Source organism: Blautia coccoides, assembly GCF_034355335.1.
In the GTDB taxonomy this organism is placed as follows: Bacteria; Bacillota; Clostridia; order Lachnospirales; family Lachnospiraceae; genus Blautia; species Blautia producta.
In genome coordinates this window covers 1,182,660-1,198,504 of record NZ_CP136422.1, presented here as the reverse complement: position 1 = coordinate 1,198,504, position 15,845 = coordinate 1,182,660, and the positions used below count along the sequence as shown (strand labels likewise).

The window sequence follows — 15,845 nt, the reverse complement described above, 5'->3', positions numbered from 1 at the left end:
ATAGTCATGGCATTGGCTTATCACAGCATACAGCAGCTCAATTCCATTGCGTATTTAATAACTTTACATACAAAATATTATATCATATGCCTTACAAAAGGAAAAGAAAATCATCTTTCCATTGTCAGTTCTAAGCATTTCCAGTCTTCCTTCATTACATGATACGTCTCCACACGATCGGAGATCAGATCCTGAAATCCTGCTGCTCTATAGCAATGATAAGCTGAGGGGTTATTTTCAAATACTCCCAGCGAAACTTTTCCGGCACCGTAAATTTCAAATGCAAACTTCACTCCCTGCTGTATCATTGCTTTTCCGTAACCTTTACCACGCTTAGCTGGGTCTAGGATCACATATCCAAAACGCAGTTCATCTAAGGAACTACCAGGGTTTCTAAAAGTAAAAAAGCCCACAATGCCAGATTCGTCAAATGCGGTAAAAGGCATCAATGATTTCACAGAATTAAATTCTTTCTCCGTAATGGGATAGTTTCCAAGCATCCCTGCTGTCCATTTATAAAAATCCGCTTCATTTTTACACCAGGATAGGATCTCACAGACATCCGTATCTTTGTAAGGTCTTAATCTGATCATTTTTGCGCCTTTCTAATTCTATTTTCTGTACCGAGTTTCATTTATTAAGCTTAGGATTAAAGCTTTTGAATGTGATGAATCGCCGGATCATCCTACTGCCAGTGCCTACTCTGTAAATAAAATCTGTAAATCAATATCTTCGCAGTCATATCCCACAAGTTTCAATCTATTCTGCCCGGGCGTTAATGATACGGTTTTTGTTACAAATCCATCTCCATATCCTGTGCCTCATCCGTCATGTCTGACCATATTGTTTCACGTCCGTCAAATTTAGAAACCGTAATGGAACATCCTGTATCGGTTGTATTTGCTACGGATCTTTCTTTGGCATAATGGTCTTCTGCTTTTGCAATCTTTTCGGCAGATTCGTATTCTGCCTTAGCAAATCCATTACCACATCCTGATACGGATAAACACAGCAATACTGCTAAAACAATGCGCACTTTCTTCATGCCTTTTAACATCTTTTCAACTTTTCCTTCCACATAAATTGGGGATTTCCCTCTAAATTCAGTTTACTATATGTAAGGCAATGCGTCTATAACAAGAACTGTTTTTCAATCTGCTTTTCTGCTTCAGGTATGCAGATGTCCGCTTTTTACTTCGGAGGATAGGTTTTGGCAAATCTTTTTACTTTTGGTAAAAATAAAGGTTTTGCCACGCGGCAAAACCCTCTTTGAATATTTACCTCAAATCAGCCATTTTTCCCAGCCATGACTATTCCGTCTATTACAAATCCCTTTACCGATATCTCAATACAATTCAAAGATCCCTATTGGACTTATGAGATTTTGGAATCATACTGTTTACAAAATTTTTATATTCTTATATATGAATCATTTCTTTCACACTACCCCCTTCCAATTCCGCGACACTGGTGGCAGAATTGAAAGGTTCTACTCTTCCCACATTTCACGATAATTATAAATATAATCATTTACTAATTGCGGATACCTTGAATACAAGCCTCAACAAAGTTACTTAAACAATATCCGCATTTTATCAAAATGTTTCAAGTTAATATACTGGAATTTAATTTCCGAAAACCATTTAATCAACCTTAATAATTTTAATTTTATATTTTCCGATAAAGTTTCTATGTTTTGCTGTTAATGTATATATATCTGCATTGTCCAATGTATGAAAAGTTTCTAATTCTTTTGCTTTATCTAATTGATACACCACATTACCATCTGAATCATGTAAAACTAAGTCTAAATCACCATGTTTTATATTACAACTAAATAAAAACTTTATTCTGTCACCTGCCTCTCCTGAAAATGAAATTTCAGAATTTGAAGTTATCTGTTCTGAATAACTATGATTCATATTACCTAATATTTTAGGTCTAATTAATAAGTAAACAATTATCATCACAATAACCACTGTAATAAGACATATTATTACATTTTTCTTTTTCATTGACTCTCCTTTGCACCAAATTATGATTTCTCATTGTGTTCAGTTTAGAATACTTAAGTTAATGCATCCATAACAAGCACCGTTTTCCAACCTACTTTTCGGTTTCAAGTAATCTAATGACAGGCATCTGCCCTAGGTACCGAATTTGTCCAATATTAAGCATTTTATCCCGTAGTATCAACCTTTCCGCACGAGAAACGTGACAGTTTCCACATGCGGTGGGACAGAGGTTTTATACTACATGGCAAAAATATTTTCATTACATAATGGTGGGGTAGATTTCTTCGATTATTCTCCCTCTCTTACCCCTTTTGAAGGAAAATCACCCCTTTATGAATTAATTTACCCCTCCCACAAAAATTACACTATCTTTAAGTAAAGTTAATTTGATTTTTCTTTATCATATTCCAATGCTCTGTACTCCCTTTGCAATTCCTGTGACAGCTCTTCTTCACTTGGAAGATATAGCTTATACTTAGAAGCAAAAATATGCGTTTCATTTTCCGGTAAGGTATACTTTACTACAGATTCACTTTTATCCGCACAAAGAACAATTCCTATCGGTGGATTATCTCCTTCATTCATCAATTCACGTTCATAGTAATGTACATACATCTGCATCTGCCCTAAATCCTGATGTGTCAAATCCCCAATTTTTAAATCAATTAATACAAAGCATTTCAAAATATAATTATAAAAAACAAGGTCTATTCGGAAATGCCGGCCATCAAATGTAATCCTCTTCTGTCTGGCAACAAAAGAAAATCCTCTCCCCAATTCTAAGAGAAACTTTTGCAAATGCGTTATCAATGCCCCTTCAAGATCGCTTTCATAAAAATCGTCATTCGGATTTAATCCCAGAAACTCTAATACATATGGATCGCGAATAATATCCTCTGGCACTTTTGCGGACTCCAATTTCTGAATCTCCCTTGAGACTTTTTCTTTATTTTGGCTGGACAACAATCTTTCATAAAAGAACGAATTAATTTGTCTTTCTAACTGCCGTGTGCTCCAATTCGATTTTATTGCTTCTTCTGTATAGAATTCACGGGCATTTTCATTTTCCACGCGCATAAGCAGGCGATAATGTGTCCAACTCAATTCGTCACGCAGTGCGTGACTATTTGGAAATGTCAGATAAAACTGTCTCATGTATTTAAGATTAGTCGGTGTGAAACCTTTACCAAAATCTATAGTCATTTGTTTGGATAATTCCGCTATTAATCTACTCCCATATTCTGCTTTTTCATAGCCATCCTGCTGTTCCACGATACTTTTCCCTATATTCCAGTATGCTTCCACCATGGCAAAGTTTGCAGTTTGATATACTTTGTTTCTGGCTTCTGAAAGAATATGTTTTATTTGTTCATAAAATTGTTGTTCCATATCCCCTCCATGGAGTCAATTGCTCTTAATTTTTATATCAAATTCGTTATGTTACACTTATTAACGCCTTACATATTTTACTTGTGATGAATGGAAAGCACATTCCACGATATTATACTTTTTTAAAAATAAATTCATATCAACTTCACTAATCCGATTACAGGGACCAGCAATTATCTCTTTTATTAATTTATTTGTCTTATCAATTTCACTAAATGAAACCTCTAAATAAGGGACTATATTCTTTGAAGTCACCTGAAAATTCAAGCGTTCATTTATAAACTCTAAAGCTACCTGATTCCATTGCTCATCATTTCCTAGCATTCTCACTAACTTTACTTTATTTGTTTCCTTATTAATCGGGTTATCTAAATACAATCGCCATTCGCACTCTTCTTTAAAACCGTCCATTTTATAACATACGGTTTCATTTATTTGTTGCAGAATATTAAAGCGTATATTTTCAAATATATAATTACCAAATTCTAACCCATCTTCGATTATCACATCCCCTTCCATTATTGCATTTAACACAGTATTAATAATGTACAAAATCTCCTTGGCACTGTTATAAATTAACTGTTTTCGTTCCTCTGGTGAAAGATAGATTACTTTTTCTAACCTAAGTAAACTACTATTCTGTGCATATTTTTCTAACATGGTAAAATCAAAACCTAGAGCAACTCCTTGAGCATCATTAGCATATCCTCTCCATTGGCTTAACAAGTCCCCTTCTTCTGAAAAGCAAGCTACATATGTTGATATATTACCGCTTTGAATCGACTTTGTAATCTCTTTCTCCATATCTTTTACAAAATGCTGCCATGCAATACTATCTCTTTTTTCATTATAACAAAATTCATAATCAAACCCGTTAAAATTATTATAGATATTTAACAATTCGTCAAAAAATTCCGGAAACAAAATATTCATTTCAAAGGAATCATTACTCTTTATAATATCAGATAAACGAATAGTTTTTCCTTTAAGGATATTATATGCTTTTTCATTGCTACAATAATGATATAAAATATTACTTTTCATATCTATATTCTCCTTAGTAGAAAATTAATATTTCAGATAAACCGTTTATAACAAAAGCCGTTCAATAATGATACAATTAGGACTTGATAATTGTTCTGTTACAGAGTTTAGTTTTCTCCATGCAATATATCTTTTGCCAAAATGTAGGGGTTTTGCCGGATTGTATCTTTTGCCCTACAAAACCCTCATTTTCAAACTATCCGGCGTTATCCCCGTCCCCTTATCTACGAAAACTTATCCATCTTACCCTCCACAAAAACACAACTCCATTTTCTCCAAATAATCCCTCAAACCCGCCTGGAATCAAGGTTTCCGCACCAGCAACACGGCGGTCTCCACATGCTCCGTCCAAGCAAACATATCATAAGGCACAGCTCTCACTGCCTCATACCCCTTCTTAACCAAATACCTCAAATCTCTTGCCAGTGTCTCCGGATTACAGGAAATGTACACCACCTTCTTTGGTCCCAGCTTCACTACAGATGACAGAAAAGCCTCATCACTGCCAGCCCTGGGCGGGTCCATAAAAACCACATCTGCCTTTTCTCCCTCCGAGGCCATCTGCACCATAAAGGCTCCGGCATCCCCCTGAAAAGCCCTGAAATTTTTACTGCCGTTTCTCTTTGCATTGATACCTGCATCACGCACCGCATCTTTATTTAATTCCACGCCGATCACTTCCTTTGCGTGTTTTGCGGCGATCAGGCCAATGGTCCCGATACCACAGTATGCGTCGATCACCCGCTCTTTTCCTGTCAGCCCTGCAAATTCTACTGCCTTTCCATACAGCTTTTCTGTCTGTACAGGATTCACCTGGTAGAAAGAGGAGGGTGAGATTCGGAAAGTACAGCCGCACAGCTCATCCTCGATATATCCCTTTCCGTAAATGGTAATGTTCCTTTCCCCCAGCACCATGCTCGTCCTCTTGTCATTTACATTCAGGATCACCGTTGTGATCTCAGGATGCAGTTTTCTCAGTGCCTTCACAAAATTATTCTTTGATGGGAAAATAGGCGAAACGGCTACTAAGACTACCATGATCTCGCCGCTTGCAAATCCCCTGCGCACCATAACGTGCCGAAGAAGCCCATATCCGCTGTCCTCGCTGTAAATCTTAATCTTAAAAGACTTCAAAAGTCCTCGGATGTCCTTTACAATAACATCTGCTTTCTCATCTTCTATGAGACAGTCATCCACAGGCACCACCCTGTGTGTTCCCTCTGCATACTTTCCGGAAACCGCACTTCCGTCGCGGAGATGGGCAAAAGAAGCGTGTACTTTATTCCTGTAATGATAAGGATTCTCCATGCCCACGATGGGCTCCACTTTACAAATTCCTTTTAAGAGCTTCCTTACCTGCTTTTCCTTGCCTTCTAGATGCTCCTTATATGAAACACCTCTGCAGCTGCATCCTCCGCATTTCTTGACCACAGGACATTTTTTTATTTCCATTTTGTTTTCCATATATAACAACCTTTCTATCTGCTCTCTTCTGAAACATCATTTCACACCCAAACAGCGTTTCACACCTAAACAGCGTTTCACACCTATGCCGCCTTTCATTTATTATATCCGGTAAACCTGTCCGCGTCCATAAAAAGAACAGAGAACCTTCCTATTACAATGAAACAACGGCAGATTCCTCCGTAACACGAAGGCCTCTGCCGCCACCTTATTCCTCTTTTTCCAACTGCCGTATCAAATACCGCCCCACCACTTTTGAAAATCCATTTACATTATGGATATAGGCAAAATCTTTTCCGAAAATTTTCTTCTCCGCCGGCAGATCTTTCTCCTCCCCGGCAAATACACCGAGAACGCACACCCCCTGGTTTCTCAGTCTTCTCACCTCAAAAGCCGTATCTGATATGGCGTATTTCCCTTGATAAGGCTGTGGATTCCTGGCATTGGGCCGGTTCAGTATCACATCATAGGGACGCCCGTCACTTAATACGATCAGAACCTTATGTTCCTCATCCCGATTCAGCAGTTCATGGCCTGCGGCTTTCAGGGCAAGTCCATCCCTGTTGTTAGAGGATGTGATATATTCAAAGATATTATTGTTTGCGCTTCTGTCATCCTCATAACCGCGAAAACGGTGCATGATCGTATAATCCCAGAAAGTACAAAAGCTCATCACCCTGTGGGGTATATTCACATTACTCAGCGCCTCACTCAAAATATAAGCCTGCATAGCAACCTGCCCCTGTCTGCTCCTCTGTGACCCGCTGGCATCTATAAGCACATCCACCACAAAGTCACTGTTGTCCTGCTTCAGCTCCCGGACAAAGATTTTTGCGTCATTTGTCCTACTTACCCTCCACAGCCGGGAGGGAATGATCTTCCCCCTGTCTGACAGCACTTCATCCGTCTCATCACGCATAGTAAAGGCCTTTTTCAGCATATCTGTCAGCGTCCAGATATTATTTTTCACCATTCTGTGATTGTTATGGTAAGCGTATAAATTCTTGTCTTTCTGTTTTTTGGCATATTCATACTGATAATTGCGAAGTACCGGATTCTTTAAAACGCCCTCTGTGAAATACAGGCTGCAGTCCCCGTGAATTCCCCTGCACAATAAATAATTCAGACGTTTTTCCTCGGGTTCTGTCAGATAAGTCTTTCCATAATTTCTCTGTACATAGCTGTACATACGCTCCAGAGCCTTTTCATCCACTACCAGCACCTTTTTCCTGTTGGCAGTCTCCTCTTCTCCGTCCTCTTCTTTCTCCTGTTGCTTTTCCTGTTCCATCATATCCAGGTTGGTCATGCTCTCTGTCACCTTGTCAAGATAGGCAGAAAAGGTTTCCTCCAGAGCCTCCTCATCCAGATAATCCTTCCAGGAGAACTCTGTCAGTTCCTCCAGAGTAACCGCCAGCACACGCTCCAGGGAACCATGCTGCTTTTCAAACTGCGGATCCACGATCTCATTATAAAGAAAATCCACAGTCCGTATGACTTCCATGGTATCCGCGGCATGTTTCAGCTCATACACCCTCTCCATGAACCCCCGCAGTCTGTCAGTGGCCGGCTCTTCTCCGTTCAATGCCTCCTTGAAAAGTGATATTTTTAACCGGCCTGCCTCATATTCTACCAATTGGGAAAAATCCAGCTCCAAGGTATCCTCAAAAGCTTTTCTCCTGATTTCCCCTACACCTTCTCTTTCCGCCATGATCCGATCACAGACTGCCCACTCAATACAAAGCTGCGCAAGGCTGATCAGTTCCCCCTCTGAAGCATGGAGGTATATCTTCTTGACCAGATACAGGGAAAGCTCTTCCCGGTCAAAATAACGGGCAAAAGCCCCCTGTTTGATACCGTCATAGAGCGCAATATACCTGGAACGGCGAAAGCTCTCAAGATCCGGTTTCACATCCAGTGTATAATCTCCGCTTACTGTCCACATCAGGTTGCGGATCCTGTTTTCCAGCTCCAGCTCAAATTCTTCTCTCATTGAAATACATCCCCTGTAGTCCAGGATTCCGGAATTCTTGTCATGACCACATCCTGAACGATCTCTTTTTCAAACACATCAAAACACTTGTTGACCACACCCATACGGACAGCCAGAGCAGGAGAAAGCCCACAGGAAACTGCCTTCAAGGCTCCCAGCATTCCACGCAGGTCAAGGGATTTTGTGGTAATCTCGCTGTTTCCTGCCTTTGTCTGCAGGTCCATGAAAAGCCCGATCCACTGTCTCAGAGCGTTTTCTTTTATCTCCGGGAATTTTCTCCGGAATATATACTCCAGGGTCTCCTCGTTCTGCGGCGGCATGTCGATCACAAGGAAACGGGAAACCAAAGCCTCATTCAGTTCTTTGGTGCCTGCATACCCGTAATTCATCGTTCCGATAAACCGCGCCGCGTCGTGCAGATCGATCTTATCATATCCTGGCACGTCAATGCAGCGCCTGTAATCCAGGGAGGCATGAAGAACAGAAACCGCATCATTCTTCGCCATATTGATTTCATCCAGAACTCCAAAACCACCGAACTCTGCGCACCGGTATATACTGCCTTTGCGCAGTTCCACCTCGTTATTGACAAATGTGTCTGTACCGATCAGATCACCGCTGTTGGTATTTACATGAAAAGAAACATTGTATACCGGCCGGCCGAAGATCCAGGCCAGATTCTCCGCCAGCATATTTTTCCCTGTAGCTTTAGGGCCTGTCAGAAGCAGGTTCTCCCCTTCCAAAAGGGCCGCGATTCCCATTTCCAGAACTTCTCTGCCATAAAACGGCATATCCGGACAGATGACACGCCCTTTAGCCTCCTCCGCCACATCATATTTTGACCGGAATTCCTCTACTCCGTCAATAAGTCCGCTGTCCACACCCTGTTCCCGTAAAAATTCCAATTCTTTCTCCATGTCCAATTCCTCTCACCTGTTTATTCTTCTCTTACTCTACATCAGAGTAATGATAAAATACGTTCTAACTGTTACAGCACCCGCACAGTTACCATCAAAAATCCATGCTGAATCATCTCTTGTGATAGATTTTGCCCGGCTGCTGAATATTATCTTATGGTCAGCACTGTTCATGCGCAGACCTATTGAATCATTTCAATGTGTCATATAAACTATAAAACTCATACCTTTTCTGAATCCTACCATACCACATCGTTTACAGTCTGTTGCAGATGCAACACCACTTTTATTATTATAACACAAAAGGTGTTCCGAATCTGCGTCCGGAACACCTTTTTCTGTTTCATTTATAATACTTTCTGATTGTTCAGGCAAGTCTGTACATTTGCTTAACCCTTACTTAACTGCCAGGTGCCGGAAACATATGAACTATAGAATACATATCCATGGCGGAATGGCCCTTTACAAAATATTTCCTTGCAAAATTATCTCGCCAGAATAACTCGGGCAGATGGGTTCCCGCAAATGGAATCTCGTAAATAGATTCTCACAGGGAAATGGTTCCGGCCAAATGGATTCCCGCAGGGAAATAATCCCCGCTAATGGGTTCCCGCAGGTGTATAGTTCCCGCCAAATGGATTCCCGCAGGGAAATAATCCCCGCTAATGAGTTCCCGCAGGCGTATAGTTCCCGCCTAATGGATTCCCGCAGGGAAATAGTCCCCGCTAATGAGTTCCCGCAAGTGTATAATTCCCGGCAAATAGTTCCCGCGTTCATTCTACTCTGTAAGTATGCAAATATAACAGACTACATTTTATGCCATTTGTCTTTATACATCAAACAACAAGTCCCCGTAAGAAGGCATTGGCCAGATTTCTTTGTCCACGATCATTTCCAATTCATCCACAGGGCGGCGGAGTGCTTCCATTGCAGGCATTACCTTTTCACGGTAAAAGAAGGCACGCTCTTTTCCTTCCTCCATATCTGCCGCTGTCTTTGCCACATCTTTTAAGTGATTCAGCGCATCCCTGGTATCCTTCAGAAGAGCGGATGTATCTCTGAGCAGTTCTGTCTGCACATCCACATCCAGAATACCTGCTGATACTACTGCATTGACAGAATCCGCCAGATTCTTTGTATATTTAATGACTGCGGGTATGATCTGCTTGCTGGCAACATCTATCATAGTCCTTGCCTCAATATTGATAGCCTTGGAATAAGTCTCGTATTTAATCTCTTTTCTGGATTCCAGCTCTGCTCTTGTAAACACGCCGAACTCCTCAAAAAGACTCACAGACTCTTCATAAGTCAGGGCTTCCACGGCTTCCACCATACATCCGATATTGGGAAGTCCTCTCTTTGCTGCCTCTTCCACCCATTCCTCAGAATATCCGTTGCCGTTAAATACAATCCTCTGGTGCTTTGTAAAATTCTTCTTGATCAGGTCATGGACCGCCATATCAAAGTCTTCCGCCTTCTCCAGCACATCGCAGGCTTCCTTAAAGGACTGGGCAACAATGGTATTCAGGACCATATTGGCAGGAGCAATAGAATCCCTTGCCCCAACCATACGGAATTCAAACTTATTGCCTGTGAAGGCAAACGGTGAAGTCCTGTTCCTGTCAGTGGTATCACGCATAAACTCAGGAATAGATTTGACGCCCGTCTCCAGCATCTCGCTCTCAATGCTGTGGTCAGCCATACCTGTTGTGATCAACTGGTTCATAACATCTGTGAGCTGATCTCCCAAGAATACAGAGATAATAGCAGGAGGAGCCTCATTCGCTCCCAGACGATGGTCATTTCCCACATCTGCCGCAGATTCCCGAAGCAGCGCGGCGTGTCTATCCACAGCCTTCAGCACACAGCTTAAAACCAGCAGGAATTGGATATTCTGATGGGGTGTGATACCCGGATCAAGCAGGTTCACTCCTGTATCTGTAGTCAGGGACCAGTTGTTGTGCTTGCCGGAACCATTTACACCTGCAAACGGCTTTTCATGGAGCAGGCATTTCATCCCGTGCTGAGAAGCTATTCGCTTCAGGGTCTGCATAATGATCTGGTTATGGTCAGCCTCCACGTTGACTTCCGCATAGATAGGCGCCAATTCATGCTGTGCAGGAGCCGCTTCGTTATGCTGTGTCTTGGAAGTAACCCCCAGTTTCCACAGTTCCTCATTCACGTGCTTCATATATGCAGATATTTTCTGACGGATGGTTCCCAGGTAATGGTCATCCATCTCCTGACCCTTAGGAGGCATAGCACCGAAGAGAGTACGTCCTGTAAAGGTCAGATCCTTCCTCTGCATAAAGTTTTTATCACTCACCAGAAAATACTCCTGCTCCGCTCCCACGGAAGGGGTAACTTTCTTGGCAGTTGTATCACCAAAAAGACGAATCAGGCGCAACGCCTGTTTATTGATAGCCTGCATAGAACGCAGCAGTGGGGTCTTCTGATCGAGCGCTTCCCCTGTATAGGAACAAAATGCCGTAGGAATACAGAGTGTGGCACCTGCCGCATCATGCCTTACAAAAGCCGGAGAGGTACAGTCCCATACCGTATATCCCCTGGCCTCAAAGGTAGCGCGCAGTCCTCCGGACGGGAAAGAAGACGCATCCGGTTCGCCTTTGATCAGCTCTTTTCCGGAAAAACTCATAAGAACTTTTCCACTGGGCAGCGGTGCTGTAATAAAAGAATCATGCTTCTCAGCAGTTACGCCTGTCAGCGGCTGAAACCAGTGAGTATAATGTGTTGCCCCTTTTTCAATCGCCCATTCCTTCATCTCATGGGCAATCACATCTGCCATCTCAGGAGACAGTTCTTTTCCCTCCAGGATTGCATGTTTCAAATCCTTGTAAACCTTTTTCGGAAGACGCTGCTGCATGACGGTGTCGTTAAACACGTCCTCTCCAAAAATTTCAGATACATTTGTATACTCGCTCATATGTTTTTCCTTTCCTTACTGTGCTGCCCCATACTACATCTCTCCCAGGCCCCATATCATTCTCTTGACAAACCACACGTCCCCGCACCTGAGAACCACGGAGACCTCTGGTCATTGAAACTGTTTCTAAGATACCTCAAAAACCACTAAAAATCAAGAAAAAATTTACAATTTACCCTCTCAGAGAGCCAATTGCCAGCAAAAGAAGGCACACTCCACTGAGCCAGGACAAATCCCGGTTCAATATATGCCTGGTTCCATGCCCCAGCATCCATCCTGCCTCCATGACCGCTATACCGGCCAAAAAAGAGCCTATGACCAGCATCACCTGCCCGGACTGTACCAGACCGGTACCAATACCCACAGCTATACTGTCAAGAGACAATATAAAAGCAAGCCCCAGTCCCTCCAGCAGATTCAGTGCCTTTACTTTCTCTGACTCTTCTTCCCCTTTCTTTAAAAAATAGGAGAAAAGCCTGTAACATCCAATTCCAAACAGCAGGAGAAATCCAAGTCTCCCCGTAACCCCTTCCGGAAGCAGCGCCGCCAGACGGCCCCCCATAAAAATCGCAGTACCTAAAATAGTGCTCATCAGCAGGTTCATACACACTACAATGCCAAACGGCATCTTAGTTTTACTAACTCCATAAGCAAAACTGACCACGAAAGAATCCATGGTCAGTGCAAGAATCAACAATATACCCTTTAAAACAGCTAGATAATTCATTGCACACCTGATTAGTTTCTGTTTCTATTATAGTATTCCGGTGTGTGCAGAAGTGGTATCCCTATGACAGTGTATTGATTTTACAGATGCGATGTCTCTATGACAACGTATTGGTTTGTGCAGAGGCAATATCCTTATGGCAACGTATTAGTTTGTACAGATGCGGTATCCTTATGGCAACATATTAGTTTGTACAGATGCGGTATCCTTATTCCAGCGTATTGGTTTGTGCAGAGGCACCATCGCCATGACTATTCCACGTATTGGTTTTTACTGATGCGCCATGACTTATTCCGCCTTGTTGATTTTTACTGATGCGCCATGGCTATTCTACCATATTGGTTTTTACTGATGCGCTATTCCCTATTCCTACTTTTGGGTTTGTACCGAAGTTCCATCCTTATTCCAGCGTATTGATGAGAGGAACCGTATCATCCTCCGCGATCATGATCTGTACCGCATGCTTCATATTTGTAATTTCCACATCCCTGTGCTCTCCTCCAAACTCCCCGTCCAGAGTCCAGGAAACAGGGCCTACACAGGAAATTCTAAGTGAAGACGTTTTGAAAGATTCAATCAGTTTCGTATCCGCCCCACCAAGCATGGAGGCAATGATCTCATTCAGCTCCAATATATTTTTAGGCCTGTGCACCAGCATAACTTCAAATACTCCGTCATCCAGCATAACATCCGGGCCTGTCAATTTCCGGAATCCCCCAACAGAGGTTGCATTGCTCACCATCCCAAAGATAAACTCCCCCTCCATGGTACATTCCAGGCTCTCCACAGTCATATTGTAAGATTTAATATTAAACAGTCTCTGGGTTCCTTCCAATATATAAGCAGCATGACCCAAGATATTCTTCAAATCCTGGTTCGTCTCATAAGAAACATCTGTAAACAATCCAAAGGCCGCAATATAAACGAAAAAGTCATCATTAAACTTCCCCACATCAAAAGCATGCGCCCTTCCCTCCACAATGTCCACAGCCGCCTCCAGCATATTTTTAGATACATGCAAACTATTGGCAAAGTCATTGGTACTCCCCGCAGGAATATAGCCTATAGGTGTGGAGTGTCCTCCCTCCATGATCCCGGTGACGATCTCATCCAGGGTCCCGTCTCCACCGCTGGTAACCAAGAGGTCATATTCTCCGCCCTTACGCCTGGCAACCCTCTGACCATCCCTGTAAGCCTGCGTAGGATGCACAGTCACCTCATAACCCGCCTTCACAAATATATCAAGAATATCCACCAACCGGTTCTTAATACTCCCCTTACCGGCCCTAGGATTAAAAATAAACAACATCCTCTTACCCATAACTGATCCTCCCTTTTCATCTTCAGATTATTTTACTACCGAACCCCCAATTATACAACCACATTTCCCCTCCCTTTATTCTAAACCTTTTATTTTCCTTCTATTTTTTCTTTTATTCTTTCTTTTCTTTTTTCTTTTTATCTTTTTATCCCCTTTTTCCCGCATGACACTCTCAGGGGAACCCGTGGCAGGGAGCAGCCCTGTGGTATCCTGTGAGCGGTGTTTCACGGAGCGCCTGGGAGATCCACCTGCCTCAGACGCTTAATGAGGAAGCCCTTGCTGACGAATTTAGCGACTGAGAGCAGGTTAGCTCCCTGGCAAGCGCAGTGCACCGTTCACAGGATACCACAGGGCTGTTCCCTGCCACGGGTTCCCCGTCCCCCTCATACAAAAAAAGGCCCCCAGGTTCCCCCAGAGGCCCAATAACCACATATTAAACTAACTCTAAAACAACTTCCATAGCAGCGTCGCCCTTACGCGGTCCGATTTTGATGATTCTTGTATAACCACCATTACGGTCAACGTATTTCGGAGCGATTTCAGTAAACATCCTGTCTACCATGTCCACTTCTTTGGTGTTTTTCTTTCTTCCGGCAGCTGCAACAGGAACTTCCTTGATTGGATAGAACACTTTCAGCATCTGTCTTCTGGCATGTAATCTGGAAGCAGAGTCTTTTTTGATCTCTTTTTCCACTTCGTCATATACGGTAACTTTCTTACCATCAACAACTTCTTTTACTCTCTTTCCGTCAGCATCTTTGCGCGGAACTTTTGCCATAACTTTAACTGTCTCGAAGTTATCTTTTTCTTTTACTGCCATAGCAATTAAGCCTTCAGCAATTTTACGGACTTCTTTTGCTCTGGTCTCAGTGGTAACGATTTTTCCGTGATATAACAGATTTGTCACCTGATTTCTCAGTAATGCTTTTCTCTGGTCAGATGTTCTGCCTAACTTTCTATATTTTGCCATCTCAATATTTCCTCCATTTGTGGAACAATATGCCATGCTTCTTCGGTCTTACTGACATACTGCTTTTTGCCCATAAATTCCTATCAGAGACTTACTCCTCGCTGGGATTTAACTGTAAGCCTAATTCTTTCAGCTTCGCAAGCACTTCTTCCAGAGATTTGCGTCCCAGGTTACGGACTTTCATCATATCCTCTGAAGTACGGTTGCAAAGTTCTTCTACTGTATTGATACCAGCACGTTTTAAGCAGTTGTAGGAACGAACGGATAATTCAAGTTCATCGATATTCATCTCCAGAACTTTTTCTTTCTCGTCATCTTCCTTCTCGATCATGACTTCTGCAGTCTTTGCACTTTCAGAAAGGTCAATAAAGAGGCTTAAATGCTCGCTCAGTACTTTAGCCGCAAGGCTGACTGCCTCATCGGCGTCCAGGGTACCATTGGTGTAAATATCCAGTGTCAGTTTATCAAAGTCAGTAACCTGACCAACACGGGTATTCTCAACAGTCATGTTCACACGCTCTACCGGAGTATAAATTGCATCAACAGCAATCACACCAATCGGCATATCGTCTGTTTTTCCTTTGTCAGCGCTGACATATCCGCGACCCTTGGTAATTGTCAGTTCTGCATTGAATTTGCATCCTGTGCCGCCGTTTAAGGTGGCAATTACCTGTTCTGGGTTCAGGACTTCGATATCCTGGTCTACCTGGATATCTGCGCCTGTGACAACACCTTCGCCTTCAAACTCGATATAAGCTGTCTTGGGTTCTGTGCTGTCGCTTGTGTTCTTGATTGCCAGGTTTTTCAGATTCATGATGATCTGTGTCACATCCTCTTTCACACCTGGAATAGAACTGAATTCGTGCAGAACGCCGTCAATCTTGACCTGGCTCACTGCGGCACCCGGTAAAGAAGAAAGCATGATTCTTCTCAAAGAGTTGCCAAGAGTAATACCATATCCTCGCTCCAGTGGTTCCACAACGAATTTCCCATATCTCTTATCATCAGACATTTCTGTGATTTGAATTTTGGGTTTGTTAAAATCGAACATGCAAAGCCCTCCT

General features: G+C 42.4%; 13 protein-coding genes. All 13 read right to left on the bottom strand.

What is annotated here, in order from left to right; all coding sequences use genetic code 11:
* Positions 1 to 110: 110 nt before the first annotated feature.
* On the bottom strand, positions 111 to 593 hold the full coding sequence (locus BLCOC_RS05190; RefSeq protein ID WP_115624617.1) for a GNAT family N-acetyltransferase: 483 nt from the start codon (positions 591 to 593) through the stop codon (positions 111 to 113).
* Positions 594 to 793: 200 nt separating this feature from the next.
* Entirely contained in the window at positions 794 to 1,045 is a 252-nt protein-coding gene (locus BLCOC_RS05185; RefSeq protein WP_131918275.1) for a hypothetical protein, read from the bottom strand.
* Positions 1,046 to 1,643: 598 nt separating this feature from the next.
* Positions 1,644 to 2,015, bottom strand: coding sequence for a hypothetical protein (locus BLCOC_RS05180; RefSeq protein ID WP_115624615.1), 372 nt, complete (start codon positions 2,013 to 2,015; stop codon positions 1,644 to 1,646).
* A 381-nt stretch (positions 2,016 to 2,396) separates the two neighbouring features.
* Positions 2,397 to 3,404, bottom strand: a complete 1,008-nt coding sequence (locus BLCOC_RS05175) for a PDDEXK nuclease domain-containing protein (RefSeq protein WP_115624614.1) — start codon at positions 3,402 to 3,404, stop codon at positions 2,397 to 2,399.
* Between the two features lie 60 nt (positions 3,405 to 3,464).
* On the bottom strand, positions 3,465 to 4,448 hold the full coding sequence (locus tag BLCOC_RS05170; RefSeq protein WP_115624613.1) for a DUF2971 domain-containing protein: 984 nt from the start codon (positions 4,446 to 4,448) through the stop codon (positions 3,465 to 3,467).
* A gap of 303 nt (positions 4,449 to 4,751) precedes the next feature.
* Positions 4,752 to 5,912 (bottom strand): 23S rRNA (uracil(1939)-C(5))-methyltransferase RlmD, encoded by a 1,161-nt coding sequence (rlmD, locus tag BLCOC_RS05165; protein WP_115625544.1) that lies wholly within the window; start codon positions 5,910 to 5,912, stop codon positions 4,752 to 4,754.
* A gap of 208 nt (positions 5,913 to 6,120) precedes the next feature.
* Complete coding sequence (locus BLCOC_RS05160; RefSeq protein ID WP_115624612.1) at positions 6,121 to 7,902, bottom strand: cobaltochelatase CobT-related protein; 1,782 nt, start codon at positions 7,900 to 7,902, stop codon at positions 6,121 to 6,123.
* Positions 7,899 to 8,819: an AAA family ATPase gene (locus tag BLCOC_RS05155; protein ID WP_029470374.1), complete on the bottom strand. Its 921-nt coding sequence runs from the start codon at positions 8,817 to 8,819 to the stop codon at positions 7,899 to 7,901. The genes BLCOC_RS05160 and BLCOC_RS05155 overlap by 4 nt, the downstream gene beginning before the upstream one ends.
* An 829-nt stretch (positions 8,820 to 9,648) precedes the next feature.
* Positions 9,649 to 11,763 carry a glutamine synthetase III family protein gene (locus tag BLCOC_RS05150; protein WP_029470376.1) on the bottom strand — a complete coding sequence of 705 codons (2,115 nt, stop codon included), beginning with the start codon at positions 11,761 to 11,763 and terminating at the stop codon, positions 9,649 to 9,651.
* A 172-nt stretch (positions 11,764 to 11,935) separates the two neighbouring features.
* Positions 11,936 to 12,490, bottom strand: coding sequence for a manganese efflux pump MntP (locus tag BLCOC_RS05145; protein ID WP_029470377.1), 555 nt, complete (start codon positions 12,488 to 12,490; stop codon positions 11,936 to 11,938).
* 400 nt (positions 12,491 to 12,890) lie between these two features.
* The gene (locus tag BLCOC_RS05140) at positions 12,891 to 13,811 is read right to left on the bottom strand and encodes a diacylglycerol/lipid kinase family protein (protein WP_115624611.1); all 921 of its coding nucleotides are present in this window, start codon (positions 13,809 to 13,811) and stop codon (positions 12,891 to 12,893) included.
* 433 nt (positions 13,812 to 14,244) lie between these two features.
* The gene (locus tag BLCOC_RS05135; RefSeq protein WP_115624610.1) at positions 14,245 to 14,781 is read right to left on the bottom strand and encodes a bL17 family ribosomal protein; all 537 of its coding nucleotides are present in this window, start codon (positions 14,779 to 14,781) and stop codon (positions 14,245 to 14,247) included.
* Positions 14,782 to 14,872: 91 nt separating this feature from the next.
* Complete coding sequence (locus tag BLCOC_RS05130; RefSeq protein WP_018595063.1) at positions 14,873 to 15,832, bottom strand: DNA-directed RNA polymerase subunit alpha; 960 nt, start codon at positions 15,830 to 15,832, stop codon at positions 14,873 to 14,875.
* Positions 15,833 to 15,845 lie beyond the last annotated feature (13 nt).

Bases quoted from the DNA above. Each gene is read 5' to 3' on its own strand.
- BLCOC_RS05140 (WP_115624611.1), bottom strand. From the start codon at position 13,811: ATGGGTAAGAGGATGTTGTTTATTTTTAATCCTAGGGCCGGTAAGGGG.
- BLCOC_RS05170 (WP_115624613.1), bottom strand. From the start codon at position 4,448: ATGAAAAGTAATATTTTATATCATTATTGTAGCAATGAAAAAGCATAT.
- BLCOC_RS05185 (WP_131918275.1), bottom strand. From the start codon at position 1,045: ATGAAGAAAGTGCGCATTGTTTTAGCAGTATTGCTGTGTTTATCCGTA.
- BLCOC_RS05190 (WP_115624617.1), bottom strand. From the start codon at position 593: ATGATCAGATTAAGACCTTACAAAGATACGGATGTCTGTGAGATCCTA.
- BLCOC_RS05150 (WP_029470376.1), bottom strand. From the start codon at position 11,763: ATGAGCGAGTATACAAATGTATCTGAAATTTTTGGAGAGGACGTGTTT.
- BLCOC_RS05180 (WP_115624615.1), bottom strand. From the start codon at position 2,015: ATGAAAAAGAAAAATGTAATAATATGTCTTATTACAGTGGTTATTGTG.
- BLCOC_RS05130 (WP_018595063.1), bottom strand. From the start codon at position 15,832: ATGTTCGATTTTAACAAACCCAAAATTCAAATCACAGAAATGTCTGAT.
- BLCOC_RS05155 (WP_029470374.1), bottom strand. From the start codon at position 8,819: ATGGAGAAAGAATTGGAATTTTTACGGGAACAGGGTGTGGACAGCGGA.
- BLCOC_RS05160 (WP_115624612.1), bottom strand. From the start codon at position 7,902: ATGAGAGAAGAATTTGAGCTGGAGCTGGAAAACAGGATCCGCAACCTG.
- BLCOC_RS05145 (WP_029470377.1), bottom strand. From the start codon at position 12,490: ATGAATTATCTAGCTGTTTTAAAGGGTATATTGTTGATTCTTGCACTG.
- BLCOC_RS05135 (WP_115624610.1), bottom strand. From the start codon at position 14,781: ATGGCAAAATATAGAAAGTTAGGCAGAACATCTGACCAGAGAAAAGCA.
- rlmD (WP_115625544.1), bottom strand. From the start codon at position 5,912: ATGGAAAACAAAATGGAAATAAAAAAATGTCCTGTGGTCAAGAAATGC.
- BLCOC_RS05175 (WP_115624614.1), bottom strand. From the start codon at position 3,404: ATGGAACAACAATTTTATGAACAAATAAAACATATTCTTTCAGAAGCC.